Below are 25,232 nucleotides of genomic sequence, written 5' to 3' on the forward strand. Positions count from 1 at the left end.
CTATCAATCCAAGAAAGGATCACGGACAAGAATAGTATCGTCCCGTTCTGGACTGGTTGACACTAAAGTCACCGGACATTCGATTAATTCTTCAATCCGACGAATGTATTTAATGGCCTGCGCTGATAATTCACTCCAGCTTCGCGCACCGGCGGTTGATTGTTTCCACCCTTCCATCGTTTCATAGATAGGTTTAGCCGCTGCCTGATCTTCACAATAAGGTGGCAAATAATCGTAAACCTTATCGCCAATCTGATAACCGGTACAAATTTTGATTTCATCAAAACCGTCCAATACATCCAGTTTGGTCAAGGCGATGCCCGTGATACCTGCAACCGCTACCGATTGCCGCATTAAAACAGCATCGAACCAACCACAACGGCGACGGCGTCCCGTAACGGTTCCAAATTCATGCCCTCGTTCGCCTAAGGTCTGCCCAACTTCATCTTCAAGCTCGGTCGGGAAGGGGCCTGCACCAACGCGCGTTGTATAGGCCTTAGCAATTCCTAGCACGAAACCGACCGCAGATGGCCCCATACCGGAACCACCGGCCGCTGAACCCGCAATCGTATTGGATGAGGTAACAAAGGGATAGGTGCCGTGATCGACATCTAACATAACCCCTTGTGCCCCTTCGAACAGAATACGACGATTTTTTTTCTGCTGTTCTGCCAAAATACGCCATGCCGGTTTTGAAAAGGGCAAAATAGTATCCGCGATTTCTCGTAAATCGGCAATCAATTTGGCTCGATCAACCGGTGGTTTCCCAAAACCAGCCCGTAAGGCATCGTGATGGGCAATCAGACGATCAAAACGCGGCCCTAATTGATCAATATGGGCAAGGTCACAAAGTCGAATAGCGCGCCGTCCCACTTTATCTTCATAGGCGGGGCCGATACCACGACGGGTCGTACCAATTTTTTTATCGCCTGATTGATCTTCCCGAAACCCGTCTAATTCACTGTGAAGCGGTAAAATAAGTGGGCTGGTTTCCGCAATCGCCAAGGTGTCGGGATTGATGGTGACGCCTTGTTCTTTAAGACGGGTCATTTCATCCCGGAAATGCCAAGGGTCAATGACTACCCCATTTCCAATAATCGATAAAGTTCCACTAACTACCCCAGAAGGTAATAAGCTTAACTTGTAGGTGACACCATTGACGACCAAGGTATGACCGGCATTATGCCCACCTTGGAAACGGACGACGACATCGGCCCGCTCGGCCAGCCAGTCGACGATCTTGCCTTTGCCTTCATCACCCCATTGGGCACCGACGACCGTAACATTGGCCATATTTTTCCTGCTCCTGCTGGTTGCTTGCTTGCGCGGTATCTTGCGCTATGAAGAATCAATTTCAGAGCGGCTGAATAGTGCCGCTGTTCAGTATATCTGTGCAATGATGGCGAATAGGATCATCGCTTTCATCAAGGGCTGCAATAGTGATCCATCCCTGTTGACGCAAGTCATAGGCTTGTTTTGGATCATGCCCTAACGGTAAAAAGATGCGTTTAGATGCCTGCTGTCCCAGCCCTGCATCGACTAACGGATCAATATAAAGTGAAAAACCGACGGCCTGTTCTTCCCGTTTATCCTGATGGATAATCGTATAGCTGCCGCCGCGCCCAATCTCACCTAAAATTTCAGAACCGAATAACGAAAAACCAATCCAGCTTTGATATTCAAAACCATGATGCTCTGTGGGATCAAGGGTGACCTGCACCGTTTCGTCTAAGGAATCGCGAATTTTCTGAAAAGCATCCAAACGATCGGCAAAACCGAATTTTTCAGCAAGAGGCTTTAAGCGTTTTATCGCTTTATCAAAGGGACCGGCTGTTTCTAATAAAGGCCGATATTCATCTGCCCCCAAAGCCGCTAGACCTCCCGCATCTTTGGCATCAAGTGCGGCATATACGGCTTCCCGTTTATCTTCATCAATAGGAAGAACCGAATCCGCCAATCTCTCGACCAGATTCGGCATCGTCAAATCGACGCTGATATGTTTAACTCCTGCAATTTTTAGGGTTTCTACGGCCATACCTAATACTTCAATGACAGCCGCAATCGAATCATTACCGATCAGTTCGGCGCCAGCCTGAATTAATTCTCTTTCAGGGCGAAGCTGAGTTTCCCGTAATTTCATTACGGTGCCCCCATAAGCGAGACGCAAAGGTCTTGGGCGATGATTAAGCCTTGTCGTCGCAATACGACCGATTTGTCCGGTAATATCTGGCCGAAGGGCTAGACTTCGTTGAGAGACAGGATCAACAAATCGTAATAAATCCCGCTTACGGGCAGATTTTAGTCGCCCGAGTAAGCCTTCTTCAAATTCGGCCAAAGGCGGAGAAACCCGTTCATAACCATGTCGGTTAATGGCTACAATAACATGATGCAGCAAACGGGAAGCTGCTTCTGCTTGAGGGGGAAGGCGGTCACGTAATCCTTCGGGGAGCAAACCATGCGCTATCGTCATTGATCAAAAAGCTTTTATTATCAGGACAGAGGCCTTTCTAATCATGTTACGGCAACATTCCACCCTGTTTCTTTCACAAAAACCGTTTCATGACATATTTTTTAAATATCAGACCCGATAATCTGGACATAAATTTAATATATCAACAGAATATCAGGCCTGATTTCACCGACTTAAAATATTTTAAGCCTTTCTAAAATTTAGAGAAAATGGAGCGATTTGACCTGACGTACTCCGGCCAGTTCGGCAACTTTTGCCATTTTTCCAGCGGTTACCGGCGAATCAACCGATAATAACAAGACGGCTTCTCCCCCTGTTGAACGGCGTCCCAGATGGAAAGTACCGATATTGACACCCGCTTTTCCTAAAAGCGATCCTAAGCGACCAATAAAGCCCGGTGTATCATCATTGACGATATAGAGCATGTCACCGCTTAAATTAGCTTCGACCTTAATACCAAAAATATCAACAAGCCGAGCACCGTCACGCCCGAATAAAGTGCCTGCTACAGATTTTTCCTGTCCTTGGTCATCTTTTACGGTTACCCTTACCAGGGTATTATAAGCGCCTTTCCGATCGTGGCGAATTTCACGCACATCCAGATCACGCTCACGGGCGAGGAAGGGGGCATTCACCATATTAACCGACTGAGAATAAACACCCATCAAACCCGCAAGCACTGCACTGGTAATCGGTTTTTGATCAAGACTGGCGGCAGCCCCTTCAACTTCGATGGAAACCGCTTTTAGGGAATCCCCTTCCAACTGGCCAATAAGCCTTCCTAATTGTTCGGCCAAAGCCATGTAGGGCTTTACGCGGGGCGCTTCTTCTGCCGATAATGACGGCATATTTAAGGCATTTGAAACCCCGCCCGTCAGAAGATAATCTGACATTTGTTCTGCAACCTGAATAGCGACATTTACCTGTGCTTCTGAGGTTGATGCCCCTAAATGGGGCGTAGCAACAAAGTTAGGCACCCCAAAAAGCGGATTTTCCTTAGCGGGCTCTTTTTGAAAAACATCCAAAGCCGCCCCTGCAACATGACCGGACAACAAGGCATCTTTTAAGGCTTCTTCATCAATTAACCCACCACGGGCACAATTGATGATGCGAACCCCTTTTTTTGTTTTTGCCAAATTTTCACGAGATAAAATATTCCGCGTCTGATCCGTAAGCGGCACATGCAAAGTGATAAAATCGGCACGACTAAAGAGCACATCAAGTTCGACTTTCTCAATGCCCAATTCTAAAGCCCGATCAACAGTTAAAAACGGGTCGTAAGCCACCACTTTCATTTTCAGACCGACAGCACGATCCGCTACAATAGAACCAATATTACCCGCACCAATCAGGCCTAACGTTTTGCCGGATACTTCAACCCCCATGAAGCGATTCTTTTCCCATTTTCCGGCTTGGGTTGACGCATTAGCTTCGGGAATTTGGCGAGCAACAGCAAACATTAAGGCAATTGCCTGTTCAGCCGTTGTGATAGAATTACCAAAAGGCGTATTCATCACGACAATGCCAGCAGCAGAAGCCGTCGGAATATCAATATTATCAACACCGATACCCGCTCGACCGATTACTTTTAGATTTTTAGCTTCGGCAATGATTTCTTGGGTTACTTTGGTAGCGGAACGGATTGCCAAACCATCATAGTCACCAATGATTTTTTTGAGTTCTTCCGGTGTTTTACCGGTGATTTCGTCTACCTCAACGCCGCGTTCACGGAAAACCGCCGCCGCACGTGGATCCATCTTGTCGGAAATTAACACTCGGGTCATAACAGCATCTCCAGACAACCGTCTTTGCGCTTTTACGCGCAAGACGGGTCAGTATTTATTTTTAGGAAAAATCGGGCCAGTATCAGGGCTTAAAATCAGGCGTGGATTTGTGCCCATGCCCAATCGAGCCATGGCCCCAGCGCTGCAATATCAGACGCTTCTACCGTAGCACCGCACCATACGCGTAATCCCGGAGGCGCATCACGGTGACCTGCAATATCATAAGCCGCATTTTCAGCTTCCAATAAACCTGCCAGCTTTTTAACCAAAGCGGCTTTGGCATTGTCATCTAATCCGCTGACGGCTTTATCTGAAAATTTCAAACAGGGGCTGGTATTGGAACGGATTGCTGGATCAGCGACAAGATGCTCGATCCAGTCTGTTTTTCTAACCCATTCATCAAGGGTCGCTGCATTTTTATTACAGCGCGCCATCAATGCCGAGACACCGCCTAACTCTTCTGCCCATTCTAGTGCCCAGATATAATCTTCTACGGCTAAAAGAGAGGGAGTATTGATTGTGCTGCCCTTAAAAATACTCTCATCAAGTTTGCCGTTTTTCGTGAGACGGAAAATTTTAGGGAGCGGCCATGCAGGCGTATAGCTTTCCAAACGTTCTACTGCCCGCGGGCCAAGGATGATAATGCCATGCGCGGCTTCACCACCCAACACTTTCTGCCAAGAGAAAGTAACAACATCCAATTTTTCAAAAGGCAAAGGCTGTGCAAAACAAGCGGACGTAGCATCTGCAATCATCAGACCTTCATGATCAGGTTTTATCCAGTCCCCATTAGGGACTTTGACGCCTGAAGTCGTACCATTCCAGGTAAAGACTACATCTGTAGACTGATCGACCTTTGAAAGATCAGGCAATTCGCCATAGGGCGCTTTCAAAACTGTTGGATTGATCTTCAACTGTTTGACGGCATCGGTAATCCAGCCGAGACCAAAACTTTCCCATCCCAAGACGGTTGCAGGTCTTGCCCCTAACAGTGACCACATTGCCATTTCTACCGCGCCCGTATCAGAAGCAGGTACGATGCCAATACGGTGGCTATCAGGTACTTCTAAGATTTTACGAGTCAGTTCAATTGCATATTGAAGGCGGCTTTTACCAATACTGCCGCGATGCGAACGTCCTAGTGAACCCAAAGGTAATTTTTCAGGTGCCCAGCCTGGTGGCTTGGCACAAGGACCCGATGAAAATTGAGGGCGGATCGGTTTTACGGTCGGTCGAATAGAATAATCAGTCATAGTCTTTAAGACTCTCCTTACAGAGAGCTCGCGCCGCGTTGGGACGGCGTGGCCCGCTGTCCTTTCTAGGGGCATTTGTTTTCAGGTCAATTGAGATTGCGAAGAGAACCCTCAAAAGGAGAGTGATTTTCTCCGTCATAGAAATCAATTTAATGACTATTAGGGCTGGTGATAGGTTTATTGATGGTAAACAAATTTATATTAAAGATGATGTTTATAATTACCAATAGTTTTTCTTAAAGATGTTTTTTTAAGGCTAGTCTTTCAGCATAAACTGAGGTTAAATTGAAAAGGCTATGTCTTATTCCCGTTTTATTCTCTGTTTTGCTTTCTTTATTTTAGCTTCCTGTTCCGGCTCCTCTTCGGATAAACGAAAAACAGCCAATCATGCTTCTAAGTATGTAAACACGCCAGTTTCTTCTGAGAGTTTTTCTCAGTGCCTAAAGACGCTTAATAGAGAAGGGGTGCATTACCAATTAGCACCCGAACGCCAGTTTAATAATGGCTGTTATATTCATCAGGCCGTTGTAATAAGCGCCGCACAGATACCCATTACCCATTTAGGCCCTTTACAATGTCATGCTGCCGAAGCTTTGGCTTTTTGGGTGGATGATGCAGTACAAAAATCGGCTAAAGTCTGGTTGGGCAGCGCAGTGATCAAAGTAGAAACTTTTGGCAGTTATAATTGTCGCACCCGCAACAGCCAGAGCGGGGCCAAAATATCAGAACATGCCCATGCTAATGCGGTTGATATTGCCGCTTTCGATCTGGCTAATGGCAGACGGATTACGATAAAAAACGACTGGCACGAAGGTGACCATCAGACAAAAGATTTCCTTCATGCTGTTTTTCGTGCCGCATGCCGTCGTTTTTCTGGTGTTATTAGTCCCGATGGGGATAACTATCATCAGGACCATCTGCACATGGATTTAGGCGCCAGCCATTATTGTCACTAAATTTCTTGCGTTAAGAAAGCGCTTGTTCGACACTTTTTTTTATGTCGTAAACATAGGTTTTATTTTTAGAGATTAATATATTCTCATCCTTGCCGGACATTTTGAAAACCAGCGTATATCTAGGATGGTGATCCATGCAAAAAGCGGTACCGCCGAGGATAACAAAAACGATAGCGGTTGTATAATAAGCAAATATTGAAAAGATAACCGCGATTATTACAAATATAATAGACAAATATAATGTTAATTCATTTTTTGTTTTTTCTATAGAAACATGACTGATATTTTTTAATAAATAGGGCGTACTATTTATTTTTATCGTGGATTCGTCTATTTCTATTTCGTCCCTAATGAAATCAAGATCTTTCGTTATAAAATGCACTTTTAATCCTATAATAGTTTTTGGTATTAAAGCTTATAATCATATTTATACGAATTTTATTATATTTTATTGCATTTTGTTCAAAAAATTATGCTCTATAGCGTTTTAATACCCGGTTTTTTAGAGAGAATAATTTTTCTTAATTTTAATAAATAGTTTTTTCTCGAAGAAAAAAGCGCCATCTCCTCACCTTTCGGTATAAGAAAAGTAAGAATATATCCAGGCATGAATACAAGGATAATATAGGCTGTCATTACTAAAAAGGCGATCACTCCCAGAATTTTAATTAATAAAGACGTAAAAACAAATAATATTATAGATAATATTCCAGCAATAACAGCACATTTTATATATTTTGATCTGGGTTGAAGACGGACAGATACCTGCTCTATTTCATTTATAGAATAGGTATGGGCTTTTGTTTTTACTAAATGATCTGTTATTGTAATATTTTTATCCTGAAAAACAATCTCGGTCATAATAATCACCTATGCCTTTTATAAGGTAATATTGACGCTATTATTTTTATTTTGTCATAAAGTTATTCGCTGGTATCAGGCGCGTACCTCAAAATTCAAAAATTTTTAAAAACGCTTTCTCAATTTAAAACGAACAAGTTCGGAAAGGTTTCTATTTTTCTTTTTTGAGGCACCCTTTTTGTCTGACTGTTACTTTAAAGGCATTAGCCATGGCTCAACGTAAAATTACTCCTGACGCCCGCGATGACGCAATCAACGCAAGCCATGTGCGTAAAACACCTCAGACAACGAATCCTTCTTTTCGGCTGGCTTTTCAGGATCCTGATTTCCTGTTGCGAGAGGATTTGCGTCCGGTCAGGTTTCAGCTTGAACTTTTAAAGCCTGACTTAATCCTGAAAGAGGCAGGGATAGAATCCACTTTTGTATTTTATGGCTCCGCCCGCATTCCTTCTCCTGAAGAAACAACCGCAATAATCGCCGCTGCTAAAGATGAAGAATCCTATGGTATTGCCAAGCGGCTGGCAGATCATAGCCGTTATTATAATGAAGCCCGAAAACTAGCCCAACTTGCTAGCCAAATTCCGCAGGATGAGGCGGGTAAGCGTCATTTTGTTGTCTGCTCTGGCGGCGGGCCTTCCATTATGGAAGCTGCGAATAGAGGCGCTGCCGATGTTGATGCGCCCTCCATTGGCTTTGGTATTGTATTACCTTTTGAAACAGCGCCCAATCCTTACATCACCCCTGAGTTCTCATTCCAGTTTCATTATTTTGCGCTCAGAAAAACACATCTGATGTTAAGGGCGCAGGCTTTTGCTATTTTCCCGGGAGGCTTTGGAACATTAGACGAAGTATTTGAACTGTTGACCTTGATTCATACGAAAAGAATCGAACCCGTGCCTATTTTATTTTATGGGCGCGCCTTCTGGGAAAAAATCGTCAATTTTGAAGCCTTGGCAGAAGAAGGGATGATTTCCAAAAAAGATTTGGATTTCTTTCAGTTTGTCGAGACTGCCGAAGAAGGATGGGAAATTATTCGTAATTTTTGGAAAAATGACCAAACGGGCAGGGTTCATTTAACTTTTTAATGCCACCGTGACGGTTGAAGTAGGAAATTTTTACTGAAGATAGAGTCTGAAGAGGTCTTTTTTAGGTCACCTGACAAAATTTTATCGTGCAATTCTATAAATTTCGGCCTTCCCTTACTTGCGATCAGGGAATCCTACGTTTAATCACCAAAAAATGATGGACGATTATTCCCCGTCTGCACAGGCGTTAGTAGCCGAAATGCAGGCTAAAGCGGCGTTGTCACCGGCTAAAGCGATTTCCTTCCAAGGCGCGCCCGGTTGTAACTCGCATCTTGCGATACTTGATCTTTTTCCAGATAGTCTACCGCTTCCTTGTTTTAGTTTTGCGGATGCCTTGGCTGCGGTGAAAGAAGGCCGTGCCGGACGGGCGATGATCCCGATTGAAAATTCCTTGAATGGCCGCGTGGCTGATATGCATTTTTTGCTGCCAGAATCCGGTCTTACCATTCAGGCTGAATATTTCTTACCCATTCACCATTGCTTGTTAGCCCCCAAGGGCGCAGGAAAAATAACGCGTGTTCTCAGTCATCCTCAGGCGTTGGGACAATGTCGTCATTGGCTTCATGCGCATAATATTCGGGCATTGGCACATGCGGATACCGCAGGTGCCGCAGCAGAAGTCGCTGACCTTAATCAACACGGTCTTGCTTCCTTGTCACCGGCTCTTGCTGCTAAACTATATGGTCTTGAAATATTAGAAGAAGGTATCGCCGACGGTGAAGTTAACATTACGCGCTTTGTGGTGTTAGCCGAAGCTGAAGGTTCTTTTTTTCGGGAAGAATTACCGCCTATTTCGCAGCCTTCCTCTGGCAAGATGATGACGAGTCTTCTTTTTACCGTCAAAAATATTCCTTCTGCACTGTTCAATGCCATTCAAGGTTTTGGTGAAAACAAGGTCAATATGACTAAGCTTGAAAGCTATCAGCATGGTGCCAGTTTTGCTGCCACACAATTTTACGCTGATATAGAAGGGCAACCTTCTGAACCCAAGGTGCGTGAGGCTATGACGACCTTGAAAAAGAATAGTTATGATCTCAGAATTTTAGGAATCTATCCACAGGCTAGACCGCGTTTATAGAGGATAAGAGAAGTAACCTCCTGATCAGGAGGTTACCTAATTTTCAGGTTAGGGCTGTCCTTTTAAAATTTGTTTGACGGCTTTTGCAAAAACCGTAGGCAGCCCCGCCGCCTTGATATTGTTTAAAGCCCACCATTCGCCTTTACTTTCTATCTTCTCAATATCTGCTGATAAAATATTCAATTTTAATGAAAAATGAGTAAAGATATGGCCAATATCGCCGCGTTCCTGCCATGAGATCATCTGTAAGGCTTTCTGGATTTCGGGATTAAAATCGCCAAAAGCTTCTTGTTGTGCTTGCGCGATTACGGCCTTTTTATCGTGAGAGTTTATCGCCTCCTTGGGTATCCATGTACCACTTGGCAACGCCCGCATGCCTCCTAATAAACCTTTATCGGGTCGTTTAATTAATAAAATCTGATTCTGATGGCAGAGTGCAAAAACATAGCCGATCCGTTGAGGTCTAATTTTTTTAGGCATTTTTACAGGAAAATGGGCCGGATCTCCGGTTTTTTGTCCACAGCAAAAGGCAAGTAATGGGCAAATGCCACAAGCGGGTTGCCGATTGACACAGATTGTTGCTCCCATATCCATCATCGCCTGTGCAAAATCACCCGCCGCTATATCTGGTGTCAGGAGGTCAGTTTCTTCTGCAATAAGAGGGCGACTAGCGGGAAGAGGCGTTTCTATCGCAAAAAGTCGGCTAACCACCCGTTCTACATTGGCATCCACCACAACCGCTCTTTTCCCAAAAGCAATCGCTGTGATGGCGGCGGCTGTATAGCGTCCAATACCAGGCAGCGCCTGTAAGGCTGGTTCATTATCGGGAAAAACCCCGCCAGCCTCGGCGACATGTTTTGCACAAAGAATAAGATTACGAGCGCGGCTGTAATACCCTAATCCCGCCCATGCTGCCATGACATCGGCTTCGGCAGCTGAAGCTAAATCTTCTACGGTTGGCCAACGCTCTATAAATTTTTGATAATAGGGTACCACATGCGTGGTGGTTGTCTGCTGTAACATCACTTCAGATAACCACACCCGATAAGGATCCATGACGTCATCTCTAGAAGTTGCGCGCCATGGTAAAATACGGGCATGTTGCTGATACCATTCAAGAAGCGTAGCAGTTATTGCAGAATAAATAGTGGATTTTGACATTTCACTCTATCGACGGCTGAGGACGGTTTGTGGCATGACCTGTGTTATGAGCAAAGGCAACCCATCTTTCGGTGCTAATCCTGCTGCAAAGGGAAACGATTCCTCTGCATCAATGGGAAAAAAGCCCGTGCGCAAAAATACAAAAAAGACAACGAAAACAGCGGTAAAAGACAAAAAATCTTTTCAGAAACGATCCTGTTCAGTCAGATCAATTGGTGAAATTTTACCGGATATAGGCGGCCCCATTTTCCGGCGTTTTGGTTTCCTTCATTCCACTATCGTTAGCCGTTGGTCTTATATTGTGGGAGAAAAATATGCGCGTTTTTCTCTACCTGAATCTATTCGTTTTTCCCGTGGAAAAACACTGGATGGGACGCTGAGTATTGTTGCCGAAGGTGGAATTGCTACTCAAATGCAGCATATTAATCCTGCTATTATAGAGCGCGTTAATCGTTTCTTTGGATATTCTGCTGTTGCTCAAGTGAAATTTCGACAAGGGCGTGTCCTTGATCATAAGAACAAAAATAAAAAAAACGTGCCTTCACCCCCGACTGAATTTCTTCAATCTTACCTTGCAGAAGAAGATATTAAGCTAGTTCAGAATGTTCACAATTCTGACTTACAAACGAGTTTGATACGATTAGGCGGTTATGTTTCCCTCGCCTCGAAGATCGCCACTTCTGAAGCCAATGGAGAAAGAGAGAAAGACAAAACATGAATGATCATTCGTCTTCAAAAAGAGGATACCGAGGCTATTCTTTGTTCCCGTTGTTAAGCACAGCTTCTGCTCTGACGATGCTGTTTACTGTCCCTGTCTTCTCGGCATCTCCCATTAAATCTCGACCCTCTCTTCAATTAACGCATAATATACAACCTGATAGGGCTAAGGATTGGGGACAGAGGGTATCTGAAACCAGCTTTGGCAGTTATGTTATTGGTAATCCCGATGCCCCTGTTAAGCTTTTGGAATATCTTTCGTTAACCTGTCCGCATTGTGCTGAACTTACACGGGAAAGCCTTCAGCCCTTAATGCACCACTATATTTCAAAAGGGCTAGTGAGCCTTGAAATACGGCATGCGGTGCGTGATGCTTTTGATGCGACCGCAACTTTGTTAGTTCGCTGTGGTGATCGCCAACATTATATAGACAGAGTAGAACAGATTTTTAATAATCAGAACCGTTGGATGGATAGTGCCATAGAATTTAGCCAGAAACAGGCAAAAGTAAGGGATAATATCTCTTACGAAGCCTTTTTTCAAAAGGCGGCCACTGACACAGGGCTGATTGAGATGATGAAGCCTGTCGGTTTGACCTCTGATCAAAGTCTTCTTTGTCTCAAAGATCCTGTTGCTCTTGATCTTTTGAAGAGACAATCTGTCGAGATTATAGAAAAAAGTAAAATTCCCGGAACGCCTTACTTACTTCTTAATGGTCGTCCCATAACGGATAGTCGCACCAAACCCGACTGGGCTATCATTGACAGCAAAATCAAGGCAGCCCTTCAAAAAAAGAATTAGTCTCCGTGAAAAACGCCACAAAATTAGTAATAGAAAGTTAAAAGATAATGAAAAAAATAAAGGCCGGTCTGGGCATCATGCTTCTGCTTTCAGGTGTTTCCTTCTTTGAATCGGCTTGTCATAAAACCGAGAAGGATAACGCTGAAAGCAGTGCTACAATAGCGCTTCCTCCGGCTATTCCTGCGCCTAATGGAAGCAATTGGACAGAAGTCGTTACCACTTCGCCCGAAGGTGGTTTTGTTATGGGCAATCCTAAGGCTCCCGTGTCATTGGTTGAATATGCGTCTTTCACCTGTCCTCATTGCGCCGAATTCGCCAAAGAGAGTATGCCTAAATTGCGGGACGAATATATTGCCAAGGGCTTGGTAAAATTCGAATTCCGTAATCTGGTCCGTGATCCTTTTGATATTGCGCTTACACTTTTGGCCCGTTGTCGGGGCGCTCAAACTTTTTTCCCGATTTCTGATCAGCTTTTTCAGGAACAAGGCCCTATGTTTGAACGTATTCAAAAGGTTGATAAGACGGAATTACAACGCGTTTCAAGCCTTCCCCAAGATGAACAGATGAAAGCCTATATTCGGTTAACGGGTATGAGTCCTTTTTTTGGTAATCGCGGTTTGCCAGAAGGGGCTCAGGGGAAATGTCTGATTGATCAAACAGCGATCAAAAATCTAATGGATATTCGTACCTTAGCTGATAAGCAAAATGTGACGGGTACGCCTATGTTCGTGATCAATGGCACAGTGTTGGAAATGGGTATGACAAGTCCGATCTGGGACCAGTTGGAACCCGCTTTACGCGGCGCTTTCCACTGATCGGTATTTTATGACAACAGTGATTTTTTAAACAAGCTTGGCAACGTCAATCTCCGAGCGCAAAGCAAAATAGCTGAGAAAAAACCATAAGAATTATTCAAAATGAATAAATCCTATGCGCTATTTTCTCCGGTAAAACGGATTATAGCCGGTTCTAGGAATCGGCTTATTCGATATCAAGAGATAGGAGCCATTTATGGTGCCAGTAGAAAGTGTTGTGCTTAATGACGGCCACAACATGCCTAAAATTGGACAAGGTGTCTATCAGCTTACCTCTGATCAGGCTGAAAGCATGGTCAAATTGGGTTATGACCTTGGATACCGCGCTGTTGATACCGCCGCATGGTATGATAATGAGCAGGGCGTAGGAGACGGCCTAAGGTCCATTCATGCGCGCAGTTTTCTTACGACGAAGTTAATGCCTGTCGATATGGGACGCATAAACAGTTTTGTCGCCCTTGATCGTAGTATCCGCAATTTAGGCGTTACCAATATTGATCTTTACCTGATTCACTGGCCAGGACGGGATCGGAAACGCTATGAGGAGACATGGCAGACTTTCATTGAAATTCGCGCGATTGGTAAAGCCAGTTCTGTCGGAGTTTCCAATTTTACCATCGACAATCTCGATCATATTATTGAGGCTTCAGGCGTTGTGCCCGCGGTTAATCAGATCGAACTTCATCCTTATTTTCAACAAAAAGAGCTTCGGGCCTATCATGCCGAGCGCGGTATTATTACGACCAGTTGGTCCCCTTTAGGAAGAGGGGCTCCCTTAGACGATCCTGTCATTCGTGCTATTGCTTTAAAACATGGACGGACACCAGCACAGGTTGTCTTGAATTGGCACCTGAGGCTAGGTCTTACGGTTATCCCGAAAGCCTCTAGTAAAGCGCGTCTGCAAGAAAATTTAGCGTCTACTGAATTTTCACTTGATGAAGAAGATATGAAGCAAATTGAAGCGCTTGATCGACCTGATGGACGGCAAGGGATGGATCCTGCTGTTTTTGATTTTTAGATATTTCTATTCAGGGTTTTTCGAAGCCGGTATCCTCTTATACCGCCTCCGAAAAACCTGAATATTCCGTATTTATGGCTAATTTTCATCGCCATATTCGGCCTTTTTACGTTGTTCGCGTTCAGCGCGGGCATCCATAATAAATTGATGATAACAGCCGCTTAGGCCATTAGAATTCGACGTGGTGCAACTTGTCGGTAGCCCTATTGAAGTTGTGCGTTCTAAGTCAGCAACCTTAGTGCTCCACGCACCATTCGAAAATTTTTGTTTTTGCTGATCCCGAAATCTTTTGGGGAGACGGTATCGTTCATTTTCAGGCCGTCTTGCACAAATAATAATTTCATCACCCTTGCCCTTAGGGCAAAGATCATTACCATAAATAACCAAGGACTGCACCTTTTCCGGTGAGCCTCCCGCATTCGCAGCCTGTTGTTCTTCTGGGGATAAAGCGTCCCACATCATCGTTTCCTGCGCCACAGCCGGAGCAGCCGATAGAGAACAGCTCACCATTAGCAAGGTTATTACCGGCCATGAAAATGCAGTTGCCTTCATTATTTTTCCCTGATTTCCATCATCCGGTAAAATTATAACAGTGTGTCACCCACCTGATGTAACTTTAAAATAAAATTTATTGGCTTACGCATGGCTGAATAATCCGTCCCTCCCCATTATTGGGGGACGGTTTCTTTATCCCATTGCCTTATTCAACTTTATCACTTTGCTTATTTTAAAGTCTCGGATGCCCATAGCGGCAGAATATTCAACAAAGATTTGGCGTTATGGCCCAAGTTATTGCGGCATGGCGCTATTTTTTAGGCGTTCTTTAGCGGCTCGTCTTTCTGCTACATCATTATGGGCGGCAACCCGTCCACATCCCATTTCTGAACCTGAACCGGAAGTCGTGCAGCTACCCGCACCTTGTGCCCCCGCACCTTGAAAGATTTGCTGCCGCGCAGCCCAACTCTGCTGATCTGGCTTATCTCTTTCTTCATCCCGTAATTCTTCGGGAACGCGATATTTATCGCCTGCTGGTTTGGTAACGCAGATATACCCCGCAGGGCAGGATTCATTCCCATAGACCGTCATCGTAGGCGGTCTAGCTGTTGATGGTGCTAAAAAGGCCAGACCTGTCAGAGAAAAAGCTGCAGCACAAAATAAAGAAATTCGGACACTTATTCTCATCGGGTCATCCACCGGCTATTCAATAATATAATAATATTATTATGACAGAAATTAGAGAATCTGCAAATCACGATTTTATTACTATTTTTCTTATATTTATGGCGTCTATTTATTCGATAGAACAAAAGCGGAATAATTTTTAAAAAGAAATCAATCGCCTTTAAACGGATTATTCATATCGGGTGCCGACAGTAATCCCATATCCTGAACACGTTGCGCCCAACTGCGATGGACACGTTTGTCTTCTTCTTCTTTTATCTGACGATCTTCTTCTCTCATAGCGACTGGAATGCGATAACGTTCACTTTCAGGTAAACGTCGACAGACGATAATAGTCTCTTCATCGGGTGACTTCGGGCAGCTTTCATTCCCGAAAATAACGATTTGTTTCGGCATACCATCGCTTGCCTTGACTGGCGGCATAATAGAAATTGCGACCCCCTTGGGTAAGTCACTCCATTTCCGATTTCCCAGAGCCTCATTTTTATCATGACGGGCATAGACAGAGGTTTCTATACAGGCGGTAAAAGGCAAAATAACTGCCAAAATAACGAAAAATCGTCTGATGCCCCAAAAAGAGGAAAGACCCATAAACATCAAAAGCGCTTCGATAATGCGATGGCGGCTTTGCATCCTAATCGAATAAGGCCATACACTAGAGGATAAGCGGGGATTTGTTCCGCCCCTTCATCAAGGGCATGTTGTCGATGCTCTAGTTCCTCGTCGCGATATTCGGAAATCATCCCTTTTAAGGCATGATCTTCTTGCCCTAACTGATCCATTTGGCTTTTGTAATGCTGATCAATTTCACTTTCGACCGCAGCAGTGCAGGCCATCGCTGTTTTTGGCCCAACAAGAGCGGTTGCTGCGCCTAGAGCAAAACCGGCTATTTTCCAAAGTGGCTGTAATGCGGTAGGTCGGACATGGCGTTCTTGTACTAATTTATCAAAGCCTGCAAAATGCCGTTCTTCTTGTGCCGCCATTTTACTGATCAAGGCCGACAACCGTCCTGTCCGATCGCCCATGATAGCAAGCTGACCGGCATAGATTCGAATGGCGCCATATTCTCCAGCGTGATCGACGCGGATCATGGAATCCCGCTCTTCTTTCGTCAGAGACGGCATTAGCGGCGTTTGGGAAGATAATTTAGACATAAAAGCGTAATAACAACTCCGCCCCCGATCGAAAATATAGCATTAAAACCCGCTAAGGAAATACCAAAAAATGTCCACGCGGGAATATCACAGCGCACAAAAGGCGCTTTCATAATAGCGTTGAACATTTCTTGCGTATTGTTTCCCGAAATCGGCAAGGAACAGGTCGTGATACCCTGCCACCAGTGATATTCTACACCCGCATGAAAGGCACCGATCACCCCACTTACAGCGATTGAAAAGGCCGCTAACAAGGTAAAAATTTTTTTGGAAGGCGTTATATAAGGCCGTAAAGACTCTTTTTTTGAAAAGACAAAAGATAAAGCGAAAGAAAACAGCATCAACCCAATGGCAATATAATGGGGTTTTCGCTGCCACAAACACATTTCACAAGGGTAAAGATGACCGATATACTCTGATCCCAAAGCGCTTATCATCGAAATAGTTGGGTATAAAAAGGCAATCCAACGGGCAAAGGTCAATCTTTGCTGAGCCGTTGTATTAAGTGCCCAATCTTTTAATTCTATCCATAAAGGCTTTTTAGTAGCGGGCGCGGTGCTGGGTGCCATAATCCGGTCCTTATGTATAAAAATTTACAGTCGCGGTCAGAGAATACATCCTGAAATATATTCTCAATTTATAGCGTCATTTTTTATTTTGAAGAGGATGCCTGGATACGGTCGCGATAGATTTATTATCCTGCACCGTTTTATCGGACGGCATAGCGATTCGCCTAAGCGTTTTTATCGCATAATCCAGTTGGAAATCGGTTATATGCGCTTTTTTCAGGCTTTCAGGCGTTTCGGTAAACTGAGGATCAGTTTTTCCGTTATCATCCTCTAATAAACTGTTATCTGTATTAGACTGATTTATCAAATGGCGCAACAAATCCGCTTCGCGCAAATGGGGACGATTTTTGTAATCAGGATCAGATAATTGCGGTACAATAATATCCGGTTGAATACCGCCTTCCTGAACCGAACGACCTGAAGGTGTATAATAGCGCGCTGTTGTCAGTCTAAGAGCTGTATCATCCCCCAAAGGTAACAAGGTCTGAACCGATCCTTTTCCGAAGCTCTGGGTGCCCATAATCAAGGCACGATGCTGATCTTGCAAAGCCCCTGCTACGATTTCAGAAGCTGAAGCGGATCCCCCGTCCACCAAAACGATAACGGGCAGCCCATGCGCCAGATCACCCGATTTAGCGAAATAGCGCCGAATATCTGTTTTTTCTCGGCCTCTTTCAGAGACCACTTCGCCATGATCCAAGAAAATATCGCTTAATGCGACGGCTTGATCTAACAGACCGCCCGGGTTGGAGCGTAAATCGACGATGTAACCTAAAGGTTCTCCTTTATTCTGTTTTTCTATATCCGCGATAGCCTTGATAACATCGGGGCCGACATTATGGGAAAAAGAACTCACTGTTATGATGCCAATGTGGTCTTTAACTTCCCATTTTACCGACTGAACCTGAATGATTTCCCGTGTAATAGTAACATCAAATTCCTTGTCCCGTCCCGGGCGGACAATCGTCAATTTTACAGAGGTGCCAGGTGTGCCCCGCATCCGTGACACCGCATCATCCATGTTTGAACCATAGATAAATTGCCCATTTATATGGGTGATGTAATCTCCGGCTTTAATGCCAGCCTTCCATGAAGGGGTGTCCTTCATCGGACTAATGACTTTTAAAATACCATCTTGCGCCATAACCGTTAGACCCAAGCCACCGTAATTACCATCGGCCTGTGTTTTCAGATTAGCGAATTGATGAGCGTTCATATAAGAACTGTGGGGGTCAAGGCTGGACAACATTCCGTCGATAGCCCCTTGAATCAGTTTTTGATCGTCAACCTTGTCGACATAACTGCTTCTGACCTGTTCAAAAACCCGCATAAACTGGTCAAGCTGATGATAGGTATCCGTATTCTGACTATCGACCGCGGCCATAGAAGAGGTCAGGACAGGAATCAGCATGCCCGTGCTGACAAGGGCAATGAGGAGGGGCATCCGTAATTTTTTTATTTTCATCAGTCTTTACTTTGTCCATCCATGACAGGCACCACAGATTTTTACCCGTTTTTGCCTTGTAAACGCCGGGGCGATAGTAAAAATGAGCGTTATCTTATTTCAAAAACAGAAATTTCCAGCCATTATTAAAAGGTATAAGCCTTGCCATTTACAAGGCCTTTATTAGGAGGTTCTTTTCTGATTATAGTTTTCTTGTGGGGGTTCATTTATAAAATTGCAAGATAATCGGGAATTCCCCTGGTGAGAGAACTGATTTTTTGACGGCATTGCGACGGTTTCATCATTATGGCGAATCTGAAAACCTATCTCTGAATATCCCGTACCTACATAGCCTAAAGGTTGGTCTATTCTAACAGAGTCATTCGTTTTTACGATCAGTTTTGTAAGGCCTGTCAGCAAGGATGAAAAACCATTCTCATGGCGTAGGATAACGATTTGGCCATAACTTCTAAAATTACCGGCATAGAGGACGATCCCCGCTTTAGGGGGCATGATAACCATACCTTTTTCTGTTATAATCCGTAACTCGTTTTGGTCAGAGCTGGGGGCAAGATAGCCCTTGGCGGGAAGCTGCCAGCCGACAAAAGGTAGCTCGCAAACGGGCACTAAATCCTTGGGATTTTGACTATTTCTCAGCTTTTCGCGCGCCTCTTCCATGACAGCTATGGCTTTATCCTCTTGATACATGGCTTGGGATAATAAGGTATCGACCTGCTGTTGATCTTCATGGGCTAAATTAACGAAATACTGATGTTTTTGGTCTAATAACTGTTGCTCTTGTCTGATTTTATCAAGTTCTTGCTGTCTCATTTGATAGAGCAAATTTAGGGTATGAAGTCTGTTCATGCTTTCTATAGAACGCTGCCGAATGACAGGCGTCAGTGCTTTTATAACGCCTCTTATATGAACAATATCTGTCATAATATCGGGTTTCAGAATGGACAGGATCGAGAAATAATGGGATCTCTGTTCTAAGGCGGCAGCCATGCGGGTTAGGGGTTGTTTTTGTCTCGCTAACTCAGCCCTCTCATTGCGGCGCATAGTATCAATTTGAAGGAGATAGTGGCGTTCTATATCGATTTTTGTTTGCAATTTTTCAATATCAGCAGCGACATGCGCTGCCTCAATAAGCGCTTTTTGGGCTCTTTCTTTAATAAAAGCCGCATCCTTCTCTAATATTTTGGCCTTATTGCGCGATAAGGTAGCCTGTTGTTGCGCTTTTGTAAAAATAAAGGATTTTGGGGAATAATTTGGTTTTTCACTAGGAACCGCTGCAAAGCCATGATGCGATAGAAGGATTGATAACCATAAAAGCGTCAAAAATCGAATAATAGGGTATATTAATCCCTTATCTATTCCCAACATTAGCCTTCACGGTGATAGGGGTGGCGCGTTAAAATAGCGCTTGCTCGCCATAATTGTTCGGCTAGCATGGCACGCGCTAACATATGAGGCCAAGTAGCAGGCCCAAATGCAAAATACATATCAGCGGCTTTTCGTTCTTCTTCCCTCAAACCATCGGCGGCACCGATGAGGAAGCGAATTTCGGAACGCCCTTCATCCTGCCATTCGCCCATTTTGCGGGCAAAATCCAAGGAACGCCATGCTTTCCCCGTTTCATCCAAGGCAATGGTCATGGCATGAGAAGGTGCAGGCGGCAGAGACGCTGCACTTTCACGGTCAGGCAATTCTGTAATACGATAAGGCCATGAAAGCCGCTTCATATAACGTTCTACCAATTCACCTTCAGGTGAACGGCCGATACGTCCTCTAGCAATGATGTGAATCTTCATGGCCTTTTTTGACCACCTTATATTTAAACGCTGATACCCTGTTTTTAAAAGTCAGCGTTGGTTTTTAAGACACGACAGATTGTAAAACAGGGCTATCATTCTCGTCTCCAAATCCCCACATTCTTTCCAGATTGTAGAAACTCCGCACTTCTGGGCGGAAAAGATGAACAATAATATCACCAGCATCCAGAAGCACCCAATCCGCCGAAGGCAGACCTTCAATTCTGGTAATATGGCCAGTCGCAACCTTAATCCGTTCTGCCAATTTTTGGGCCATTGCGGTTACCTGACGCGAAGAACGTCCGCTGGCAATGACCATATAATCAGCTATGCTGGACTTTCCGGCTAAAGGTATAGAGATAATCTCAAGGGCTTGATCGTCATCAAGCGACTGCATGACCAGCTTTAAAAGCATTTCGGGATCAATTTCGACTTGGCCCTTACGGGTAGAAGAAGGGGCAGGCAATTTACCTCCTAGCTGATTGGTCGCCATGTTACAGCATCTCGTAACCCCCGACCTGAATATGTCTTGTGCCAGTCGGGTTGACGGGCACGCGTGACAGTCGCAGAAGAAGGGTCGGGACGAAAGCGCAACAGCACAAGCGCTGGCGGCCTCCAATCTGTCCAATAAAGTGACCGGCTTGCAGGTCGGACAAAACGCCGCAGCCAGCTCATCGCCCTCACGGCGTGAACTTTGTTATCATAACTCGGACGCGCAATGACCGCAATCACAACCATACGCGCAATTTGTTGCCAATTCTTCCATTGTTGAAATTGTTTCAGGTTATCCATCCCCATTAACCAAACAAAACGCCGGTTAGGATAACGCCGGATCAACCGTCGCAATGTATCAACGGTAAAGCGACAATGGAGATCTCTTTCAATGGCCGTTACCTTAATCGGGCTGTAACGGGTCATTCTACGCGCAGAGGCAAAACGCTGAGATAAGGAAGCCATATCCTTGGCTTGAGATTTTAAAGGGTTTCCGGGAGAAACCATCCACCATATTTCATCTAAGCCTAATGCTTTTTTTGCCAATAAAGAAATATGACGGTGCCCTTGATGCGCCGGATTAAAAGATCCCCCCAGTAAACCCGTTAATTTTTTCATAAAGGAATCAGCCTGTTTCCAAGGGCTTGTCCTATCATTTTTTTCTCTTTACTCTCTCGGTTCAAGGTCAAATACTGCGTCAGTAAAATTTCTATTTTACTTATAAAGGTCTTATCTGTCCTGTTCCGCGCACCTGCCATTTGTAGCTTGTCAAACCTTCCAGCGCGACGGGGCCTCGCGCATGAATCCGTCCGGTTGCGATTCCAATTTCTGCCCCCAAGCCGAATTCTCCACCATCGGAAAACTGTGTGGAAGCGTTCCACATAACAATAGCCGAGTCCACCTGGGCCAAGAAGGCTTCTGCAACGGTCTTATCTTCTGTAATAATCGCATCCGTATGCTGGGAACTATGGCGTGCAATATGCTCTAACGCTTGTTCTTCATTGTCAACAAAGCGTGCTGAGACGATAGAATCCAAATATTCAGTATCCCAGTCGGCTTCTTCCACCGACTCGACAGCCGCATCCAGAGCTTTGATTTCTTCTGTGCCGCGAACTGTACAATTTGCTGCTAACAAAGCCTGAATAAGTGCTTTTGCCGCTGGATAACGACGATCAATCAATAAGGTTTCGGTCGCCCCACAAATACCTGTTCGACGCATTTTAGCATTAACAACCACTTTTTCGACCATTTCGGGATCGGCCGCCGCATGCACATAGCTGTGATTGATACCATCAAGATGCGCTAAGACGGGGACACGGGCTTCTTGCTGCACCCGCGCCACCAAGGATTTACCGCCGCGCGGAATAACTAGATCAATCAAACCATTGGCTGACAGCATAGCGCCTACCAAGGCGCGATCTGTTGTCGGAATGAGTTGGGTTGCTGTTTCCGGCAATTCAGCATCTCTTAAGCCCTGTTGCATTGCCTGATAAAGTGCTTGATTACTATGTATAGCTTCTGACCCACCCCGCAAGATGGCAGCATTACCCGACATTAGGGTAAGGGCCGCGGCATCAATGGTGACGTTGGGACGGCTTTCATAGATAATGCCAATAACGCCAATCGGTACGCGGATACGTGTCAGATCCAACCCATTAGGACGTGTGCGTTTATCAATAATCTGACCCACCGGATCTTCTAAAACCGCAATAGCCTCCAATGCCTTGATCATACCTTCTAAACGCGCAGGGGTCAGGCGTAATCGATCAATCATGGCAGGTGTTAGATGACGGGCTTCCGCGGTCGCGATATCTTGCGCATTGGCAGCCAAAATATCGGTCGAATTTTCACGGAGTGCAGCAGCTGTTCCTAACAACGCTTTTGCTTTTTGCTGTGTCGGTGCTTGGGCTAAAATCGCGCTCGTCAAGCGCGCCTTTTTTGCCATAGCCTCAATTATCGTTGCCGGATCAACGGCATTATTGGTATTATTATCAGTCATGACCCGTCACCTGCTATGGTCTTAGCTTAGAAAAACATCCGTTTTTATAGCTAAAATGAAACGAAGAAAGCATTTTAGTGATTTTTAGAAAGAAGCAATAACATTATTACGGCATGGATAGCGGCTATTCATACCTTTGATATAAGCATCAATAACCGTGGTATTATTTCTATCTTTAGGCGGAATGGCTTTTAGAAAACCCATAAATTCGTCATCACCGATAGAAATATCTGTTGAGGGAGGGCAAGCTGGTTTTGGCTTTTTTGCAAGCTGTGCTTTCCATGCCTTATCAGACATTCTGCCGATGTCACTCAATAAATCATAATCTGGCGAAACGAGAGCAAAAGGCCCCTTACGCTTCAAGCTTTTCGCTTTATTAATAAATTCTTGGACGCTCATATTCTGCTGCGGTGCATCAGCCATTACCGGAGAAGTCAGAAAAAGAGCAGTTGCCATTATCGGCATACAAAAAAGAGAACGATACATAGTGGGTCTTTATATACCAAAGATTATGAAGAAATTACGGTCAAAATAGACTTTTATAAAAAAAAGCCCACTTTTTAATAAAGCAGGCTTTTAGTCATAAAATTTATAGAGATAAAAGCTAAGACCTAAGCGCCTTGAGGTGCTGCATTACCCCATCCGCCAAAAGGGGAACTTTTGGGAACACCAGAAGCGCCACCCGCTAAAGGAATGGTCACTTGAGGTTTCACATCCTGTATCGCGATAGTTTCACCCGCAATAGCGCGTTTGGCTTCAGCCCCCGTCAGACTCTCATATTCGATTAAAGCATTAGCAAGGCGATGCAATTCCTCGATATGTTCGGTTAAAACCTGACGCGCTCGTGCTTCCCCTTCTTCGACCAAAACCCGAACTTCCTGATCAATCAGTTTCGCGGTTTCTTCAGAAATATTCTGTGAACGTGAAACACTATGGCCTAAAAATACTTCATCCTGATTTTCACGATAGCGAAGCCATCCCAGACGCGGCGACATACCATATTCTGTCACCATGGCGCGCGCCATATCGGTCGCTTGCTGAATATCGTTAGAAGCCCCCGTATTAAGAGAATCTTCGCCATAGATAAGCTGTTCTGCAATGCGTCCACCAAAGCACAAAGCTAATCTTGCCTTCATCTGCTTCATATTAACCGAAAGCTGATCGCGTTCAGGCAAATTCCACGTTACACCCAAAGCACGACCACGGGGAATAACGGTCACTTTATGCAATGGATCACAACCTGGGACATGCAAAGAAACCAAGGCATGACCCGCTTCATGATAAGCCGTCGAGCGCTTTTCTTCTTCAGTCATGATAACCGAACGCCGTTCCGCGCCCATCATAACTTTGTCTTTGGCTTCTTCAAATTCACTCATCGCAACCAAACGTTTGCCTTTTCGTGCGGCTAAAAGTGCCGCCTCATTGACAATATTGGCAAGGTCAGCTCCGGAAAATCCTGGCGTACCTCTGGCAATGGTTCTGACATCAACATCCGGTGCCAACGGGGTTTTCTTCATGTGTACCTGAAGAATTTTCAGACGGCCTTCAATGTCTGGACGCGGCACAATAACCTGCCGATCGAAACGACCGGGGCGAAGAAGGGCCGGATCTAAAACATCTGGACGATTGGTCGCTGCAACAATGATGATCCCTTCGTTGGCTTCGAAACCATCCATTTCTACCAGTAACTGGTTTAAGGTCTGTTCCCGTTCATCGTTACCGTTACCAAGCCCAGCACCCCGATGCCGTCCGACAGCATCGATTTCATCAATGAAAATAATGCAAGGGGCATTCTTCTTCGCTTGTTCAAACATGTCACGGACACGGCTGGCACCGACACCGACGAACATTTCGACAAAGTCAGAACCCGAAATCGCAAAAAAAGGCACGCCCGCTTCTCCAGCGATAGCACGTGCTAACAGGGTTTTCCCCGTTCCCGGAGGCCCCACCAACAAAGCCCCTTTAGGAATTTTACCGCCTAAGCGCGAAAAACGGGTCGGGTCTTTTAGAAAATCGACAATTTCTTCTAACTCTTCGCGGGCTTCTTCAATACCGGCAATATCGTTAAAAGTGACACGCCCTTGCTTTTCAGTCAAAAGACGCGCGCGTGACTTTCCAAAGCCCATAGCGCCGCCGCCGCCACTTTTTTGCATCTGGCGGACGAAGAGAAAGCCCAACCCCAAAAACAGAATGAAAGGCAATAAAAATTGTGACAGAAGAATTTGCCAAAAGCTAACCGTATCCTCTGGCAAAGCGCGGAAAGTAATATTTTTACTCTGTAAACGCTGAATCAATTGCGGGTCACTGGGCGCTACTGTCTTAAACGCGCTGTTATCGCTGAAATGGCCCGTTAATTCATCATGCCCAATAATGACATCTTTTACCGTATTGTTATCAACACGGTTCAAGAATTCAGAATAAGCTACATTACTGACGCTGCGTTCATGTCCGCTGCCGTCAAATAAGGTCACAGCAAAGGCAAGGGCGGCAATAACCGCACCACCAATAAGGATAGTTTTCATCCATGCATTGGTCTGTGGCCCTTGGGGTTTCTTATTATTGTCGTTCATAGCCATATA

The 25,232-nt window shown here is 45.0% G+C and carries 27 protein-coding genes; 7 read left to right on the forward strand and 20 right to left on the reverse strand.

What is annotated here, in order from left to right; translation table 11 throughout:
* Nucleotides 1-3: 3 nt before the first annotated feature.
* From ZYMOP_RS07420 to ZYMOP_RS07435, 4 genes are all read right to left on the reverse strand, one after another.
* The gene (locus ZYMOP_RS07420; RefSeq protein WP_013934708.1) at nucleotides 4-1,293 is read right to left on the reverse strand and encodes an adenylosuccinate synthase; all 1,290 of its coding nucleotides are present in this window, start codon (nucleotides 1,291-1,293) and stop codon (nucleotides 4-6) included.
* A gap of 61 nt (nucleotides 1,294-1,354) precedes the next feature.
* On the reverse strand, nucleotides 1,355-2,470 hold the full coding sequence (locus ZYMOP_RS07425; RefSeq protein ID WP_013934709.1) for an ATP phosphoribosyltransferase regulatory subunit: 1,116 nt from the start codon (nucleotides 2,468-2,470) through the stop codon (nucleotides 1,355-1,357).
* Nucleotides 2,471-2,670: 200 nt separating this feature from the next.
* On the reverse strand, nucleotides 2,671-4,254 hold the full coding sequence (gene serA, locus ZYMOP_RS07430) for a phosphoglycerate dehydrogenase (RefSeq protein ID WP_013934710.1): 1,584 nt from the start codon (nucleotides 4,252-4,254) through the stop codon (nucleotides 2,671-2,673).
* A 95-nt stretch (nucleotides 4,255-4,349) separates the two neighbouring features.
* Nucleotides 4,350-5,507, reverse strand: a complete 1,158-nt coding sequence (locus ZYMOP_RS07435; protein WP_013934711.1) for a phosphoserine transaminase — start codon at nucleotides 5,505-5,507, stop codon at nucleotides 4,350-4,352.
* A gap of 296 nt (nucleotides 5,508-5,803) precedes the next feature.
* Between ZYMOP_RS07435 and ZYMOP_RS07440 the strand changes: the two genes are divergently transcribed.
* Complete coding sequence (locus ZYMOP_RS07440) at nucleotides 5,804-6,463, forward strand: extensin-like domain-containing protein (RefSeq protein WP_013934712.1); 660 nt, start codon at nucleotides 5,804-5,806, stop codon at nucleotides 6,461-6,463.
* Nucleotides 6,464-6,473: 10 nt separating this feature from the next.
* Here ZYMOP_RS07440 and ZYMOP_RS07445 read toward each other — a convergent pair whose 3' ends face one another.
* Nucleotides 6,474-6,845, reverse strand: a complete 372-nt coding sequence (locus ZYMOP_RS07445) for a DUF6232 family protein (RefSeq protein WP_013934713.1) — start codon at nucleotides 6,843-6,845, stop codon at nucleotides 6,474-6,476.
* Between the two features lie 95 nt (nucleotides 6,846-6,940).
* The gene (locus ZYMOP_RS07450; RefSeq protein WP_013934714.1) at nucleotides 6,941-7,324 is read right to left on the reverse strand and encodes a DUF6232 family protein; all 384 of its coding nucleotides are present in this window, start codon (nucleotides 7,322-7,324) and stop codon (nucleotides 6,941-6,943) included.
* Between the two features lie 209 nt (nucleotides 7,325-7,533).
* On the opposite strand from ZYMOP_RS07450, the gene ZYMOP_RS07455 reads away from it, so the two are divergent.
* Together ZYMOP_RS07455 and ZYMOP_RS07460 are read left to right on the forward strand one after the other, a co-directional pair.
* Complete coding sequence (locus tag ZYMOP_RS07455) at nucleotides 7,534-8,409, forward strand: LOG family protein (RefSeq protein WP_013934715.1); 876 nt, start codon at nucleotides 7,534-7,536, stop codon at nucleotides 8,407-8,409.
* Nucleotides 8,410-8,566: 157 nt separating this feature from the next.
* Nucleotides 8,567-9,487, forward strand: coding sequence for a prephenate dehydratase (locus tag ZYMOP_RS07460; protein WP_041582151.1), 921 nt, complete (start codon nucleotides 8,567-8,569; stop codon nucleotides 9,485-9,487).
* Nucleotides 9,488-9,535: 48 nt separating this feature from the next.
* On the opposite strand, the gene mutY is transcribed toward ZYMOP_RS07460, so the two are convergent.
* Nucleotides 9,536-10,648: an A/G-specific adenine glycosylase gene (gene mutY, locus ZYMOP_RS07465; RefSeq protein ID WP_013934717.1), complete on the reverse strand. Its 1,113-nt coding sequence runs from the start codon at nucleotides 10,646-10,648 to the stop codon at nucleotides 9,536-9,538.
* Between the two features lie 34 nt (nucleotides 10,649-10,682).
* Here mutY and ZYMOP_RS09240 point away from each other — a divergent pair, with 34 nt between their 5' ends.
* The 4 genes from ZYMOP_RS09240 (at nucleotide 10,683) to ZYMOP_RS07485 (ending at nucleotide 13,999) form a co-directional block, all read left to right on the forward strand.
* Nucleotides 10,683-11,366, forward strand: coding sequence for a DUF721 domain-containing protein (locus tag ZYMOP_RS09240; protein ID WP_013934718.1), 684 nt, complete (start codon nucleotides 10,683-10,685; stop codon nucleotides 11,364-11,366).
* A complete protein-coding gene (locus ZYMOP_RS09245) occupies nucleotides 11,363-12,166 on the forward strand; it encodes a DsbA family protein (RefSeq protein WP_013934719.1) in 804 nt (267 codons plus the stop codon). Before ZYMOP_RS09240 ends, ZYMOP_RS09245 begins: the two co-directional genes overlap by 4 nt.
* 47 nt (nucleotides 12,167-12,213) lie before the next feature.
* Nucleotides 12,214-12,981, forward strand: coding sequence for a thioredoxin domain-containing protein (locus tag ZYMOP_RS07480; RefSeq protein ID WP_013934720.1), 768 nt, complete (start codon nucleotides 12,214-12,216; stop codon nucleotides 12,979-12,981).
* 196 nt (nucleotides 12,982-13,177) lie between these two features.
* Nucleotides 13,178-13,999, forward strand: a complete 822-nt coding sequence (locus ZYMOP_RS07485) for an aldo/keto reductase (protein WP_013934721.1) — start codon at nucleotides 13,178-13,180, stop codon at nucleotides 13,997-13,999.
* Between the two features lie 78 nt (nucleotides 14,000-14,077).
* Here the strand turns inward: ZYMOP_RS07485 and ZYMOP_RS07490 are convergent, their stop codons facing one another.
* The 13 genes from ZYMOP_RS07490 to ftsH form a co-directional block, all read right to left on the reverse strand.
* On the reverse strand, nucleotides 14,078-14,551 hold the full coding sequence (locus tag ZYMOP_RS07490; protein ID WP_013934722.1) for a hypothetical protein: 474 nt from the start codon (nucleotides 14,549-14,551) through the stop codon (nucleotides 14,078-14,080).
* Nucleotides 14,552-14,788: 237 nt separating this feature from the next.
* Nucleotides 14,789-15,181 carry a hypothetical protein gene (locus ZYMOP_RS07495; RefSeq protein WP_013934723.1) on the reverse strand — a complete coding sequence of 131 codons (393 nt, stop codon included), beginning with the start codon at nucleotides 15,179-15,181 and terminating at the stop codon, nucleotides 14,789-14,791.
* A gap of 150 nt (nucleotides 15,182-15,331) precedes the next feature.
* Nucleotides 15,332-15,814: a hypothetical protein gene (locus ZYMOP_RS07500; RefSeq protein ID WP_252507413.1), complete on the reverse strand. Its 483-nt coding sequence runs from the start codon at nucleotides 15,812-15,814 to the stop codon at nucleotides 15,332-15,334.
* Nucleotides 15,778-16,335: a demethoxyubiquinone hydroxylase family protein gene (locus tag ZYMOP_RS07505; RefSeq protein WP_049778871.1), complete on the reverse strand. Its 558-nt coding sequence runs from the start codon at nucleotides 16,333-16,335 to the stop codon at nucleotides 15,778-15,780. The genes ZYMOP_RS07500 and ZYMOP_RS07505 overlap by 37 nt, the downstream gene beginning before the upstream one ends.
* Nucleotides 16,305-16,904 carry a disulfide bond formation protein B gene (locus ZYMOP_RS07510; protein ID WP_013934726.1) on the reverse strand — a complete coding sequence of 200 codons (600 nt, stop codon included), beginning with the start codon at nucleotides 16,902-16,904 and terminating at the stop codon, nucleotides 16,305-16,307. Before ZYMOP_RS07510 ends, ZYMOP_RS07505 begins: the two co-directional genes overlap by 31 nt.
* Before the next feature lie 76 nt (nucleotides 16,905-16,980).
* Complete coding sequence (locus tag ZYMOP_RS07515) at nucleotides 16,981-18,369, reverse strand: S41 family peptidase (RefSeq protein WP_013934727.1); 1,389 nt, start codon at nucleotides 18,367-18,369, stop codon at nucleotides 16,981-16,983.
* 162 nt (nucleotides 18,370-18,531) lie between these two features.
* The gene (locus tag ZYMOP_RS07520) at nucleotides 18,532-19,734 is read right to left on the reverse strand and encodes a murein hydrolase activator EnvC family protein (protein ID WP_013934728.1); all 1,203 of its coding nucleotides are present in this window, start codon (nucleotides 19,732-19,734) and stop codon (nucleotides 18,532-18,534) included.
* On the reverse strand, nucleotides 19,734-20,162 hold the full coding sequence (locus ZYMOP_RS07525) for a 23S rRNA (pseudouridine(1915)-N(3))-methyltransferase RlmH (RefSeq protein ID WP_013934729.1): 429 nt from the start codon (nucleotides 20,160-20,162) through the stop codon (nucleotides 19,734-19,736). Before ZYMOP_RS07525 ends, ZYMOP_RS07520 begins: the two co-directional genes overlap by 1 nt.
* Nucleotides 20,163-20,226: 64 nt before the next feature.
* Complete coding sequence (gene rsfS, locus ZYMOP_RS07530; protein WP_371851888.1) at nucleotides 20,227-20,577, reverse strand: ribosome silencing factor; 351 nt, start codon at nucleotides 20,575-20,577, stop codon at nucleotides 20,227-20,229.
* 59 nt (nucleotides 20,578-20,636) lie between these two features.
* Entirely contained in the window at nucleotides 20,637-21,272 is a 636-nt protein-coding gene (locus ZYMOP_RS07535; RefSeq protein ID WP_013934731.1) for a nicotinate-nucleotide adenylyltransferase, read from the reverse strand.
* 100 nt (nucleotides 21,273-21,372) lie between these two features.
* Nucleotides 21,373-22,653, reverse strand: coding sequence for a glutamate-5-semialdehyde dehydrogenase (locus ZYMOP_RS07540; RefSeq protein ID WP_013934732.1), 1,281 nt, complete (start codon nucleotides 22,651-22,653; stop codon nucleotides 21,373-21,375).
* An 84-nt stretch (nucleotides 22,654-22,737) separates the two neighbouring features.
* Complete coding sequence (locus tag ZYMOP_RS07545; protein WP_013934733.1) at nucleotides 22,738-23,139, reverse strand: hypothetical protein; 402 nt, start codon at nucleotides 23,137-23,139, stop codon at nucleotides 22,738-22,740.
* A gap of 125 nt (nucleotides 23,140-23,264) precedes the next feature.
* Nucleotides 23,265-25,223 carry an ATP-dependent zinc metalloprotease FtsH gene (gene ftsH, locus ZYMOP_RS07550; RefSeq protein ID WP_041582163.1) on the reverse strand — a complete coding sequence of 653 codons (1,959 nt, stop codon included), beginning with the start codon at nucleotides 25,221-25,223 and terminating at the stop codon, nucleotides 23,265-23,267.
* Nucleotides 25,224-25,232: the final 9 nt, after the last annotated feature.

The sequence above is a fragment of the Zymomonas mobilis subsp. pomaceae ATCC 29192 genome (assembly GCF_000218875.1).
In the GTDB taxonomy this organism is placed as follows: domain Bacteria; phylum Pseudomonadota; class Alphaproteobacteria; order Sphingomonadales; family Sphingomonadaceae; genus Zymomonas; species Zymomonas pomaceae.

What these genes read in the sequence shown, in the direction of transcription:
- ZYMOP_RS07420 (WP_013934708.1), bottom strand. Translation starts at nt 1,293, where the DNA reads ATGGCCAATGTTACGGTCGTCGGTGCCCAATGGGGTGATGAAGGCAAA.
- ZYMOP_RS07425 (WP_013934709.1), bottom strand. Translation starts at nt 2,470, where the DNA reads ATGACGATAGCGCATGGTTTGCTCCCCGAAGGATTACGTGACCGCCTT.
- serA (WP_013934710.1), bottom strand. Translation starts at nt 4,254, where the DNA reads ATGACCCGAGTGTTAATTTCCGACAAGATGGATCCACGTGCGGCGGCG.
- ZYMOP_RS07435 (WP_013934711.1), bottom strand. Translation starts at nt 5,507, where the DNA reads ATGACTGATTATTCTATTCGACCGACCGTAAAACCGATCCGCCCTCAA.
- ZYMOP_RS07440 (WP_013934712.1), top strand. Translation starts at nt 5,804, where the DNA reads ATGTCTTATTCCCGTTTTATTCTCTGTTTTGCTTTCTTTATTTTAGCT.
- ZYMOP_RS07450 (WP_013934714.1), bottom strand. Translation starts at nt 7,324, where the DNA reads ATGACCGAGATTGTTTTTCAGGATAAAAATATTACAATAACAGATCAT.
- ZYMOP_RS07455 (WP_013934715.1), top strand. Translation starts at nt 7,534, where the DNA reads ATGGCTCAACGTAAAATTACTCCTGACGCCCGCGATGACGCAATCAAC.
- ZYMOP_RS07460 (WP_041582151.1), top strand. Translation starts at nt 8,567, where the DNA reads ATGGACGATTATTCCCCGTCTGCACAGGCGTTAGTAGCCGAAATGCAG.
- mutY (WP_013934717.1), bottom strand. Translation starts at nt 10,648, where the DNA reads ATGTCAAAATCCACTATTTATTCTGCAATAACTGCTACGCTTCTTGAA.
- ZYMOP_RS09240 (WP_013934718.1), top strand. Translation starts at nt 10,683, where the DNA reads ATGACCTGTGTTATGAGCAAAGGCAACCCATCTTTCGGTGCTAATCCT.
- ZYMOP_RS09245 (WP_013934719.1), top strand. Translation starts at nt 11,363, where the DNA reads ATGAATGATCATTCGTCTTCAAAAAGAGGATACCGAGGCTATTCTTTG.
- ZYMOP_RS07480 (WP_013934720.1), top strand. Translation starts at nt 12,214, where the DNA reads ATGAAAAAAATAAAGGCCGGTCTGGGCATCATGCTTCTGCTTTCAGGT.
- ZYMOP_RS07485 (WP_013934721.1), top strand. Translation starts at nt 13,178, where the DNA reads ATGGTGCCAGTAGAAAGTGTTGTGCTTAATGACGGCCACAACATGCCT.
- ZYMOP_RS07490 (WP_013934722.1), bottom strand. Translation starts at nt 14,551, where the DNA reads ATGAAGGCAACTGCATTTTCATGGCCGGTAATAACCTTGCTAATGGTG.
- ZYMOP_RS07495 (WP_013934723.1), bottom strand. Translation starts at nt 15,181, where the DNA reads ATGAGAATAAGTGTCCGAATTTCTTTATTTTGTGCTGCAGCTTTTTCT.
- ZYMOP_RS07500 (WP_252507413.1), bottom strand. Translation starts at nt 15,814, where the DNA reads ATGCAAAGCCGCCATCGCATTATCGAAGCGCTTTTGATGTTTATGGGT.
- ZYMOP_RS07505 (WP_049778871.1), bottom strand. Translation starts at nt 16,335, where the DNA reads ATGTCTAAATTATCTTCCCAAACGCCGCTAATGCCGTCTCTGACGAAA.
- ZYMOP_RS07510 (WP_013934726.1), bottom strand. Translation starts at nt 16,904, where the DNA reads ATGGCACCCAGCACCGCGCCCGCTACTAAAAAGCCTTTATGGATAGAA.
- ZYMOP_RS07515 (WP_013934727.1), bottom strand. Translation starts at nt 18,369, where the DNA reads ATGAAAATAAAAAAATTACGGATGCCCCTCCTCATTGCCCTTGTCAGC.
- ZYMOP_RS07520 (WP_013934728.1), bottom strand. Translation starts at nt 19,734, where the DNA reads ATGTTGGGAATAGATAAGGGATTAATATACCCTATTATTCGATTTTTG.
- ZYMOP_RS07525 (WP_013934729.1), bottom strand. Translation starts at nt 20,162, where the DNA reads ATGAAGATTCACATCATTGCTAGAGGACGTATCGGCCGTTCACCTGAA.
- rsfS (WP_371851888.1), bottom strand. Translation starts at nt 20,577, where the DNA reads ATGCTTTTAAAGCTGGTCATGCAGTCGCTTGATGACGATCAAGCCCTT.
- ZYMOP_RS07535 (WP_013934731.1), bottom strand. Translation starts at nt 21,272, where the DNA reads ATGAAAAAATTAACGGGTTTACTGGGGGGATCTTTTAATCCGGCGCAT.
- ZYMOP_RS07540 (WP_013934732.1), bottom strand. Translation starts at nt 22,653, where the DNA reads ATGACTGATAATAATACCAATAATGCCGTTGATCCGGCAACGATAATT.
- ZYMOP_RS07545 (WP_013934733.1), bottom strand. Translation starts at nt 23,139, where the DNA reads ATGTATCGTTCTCTTTTTTGTATGCCGATAATGGCAACTGCTCTTTTT.
- ftsH (WP_041582163.1), bottom strand. Translation starts at nt 25,223, where the DNA reads ATGAACGACAATAATAAGAAACCCCAAGGGCCACAGACCAATGCATGG.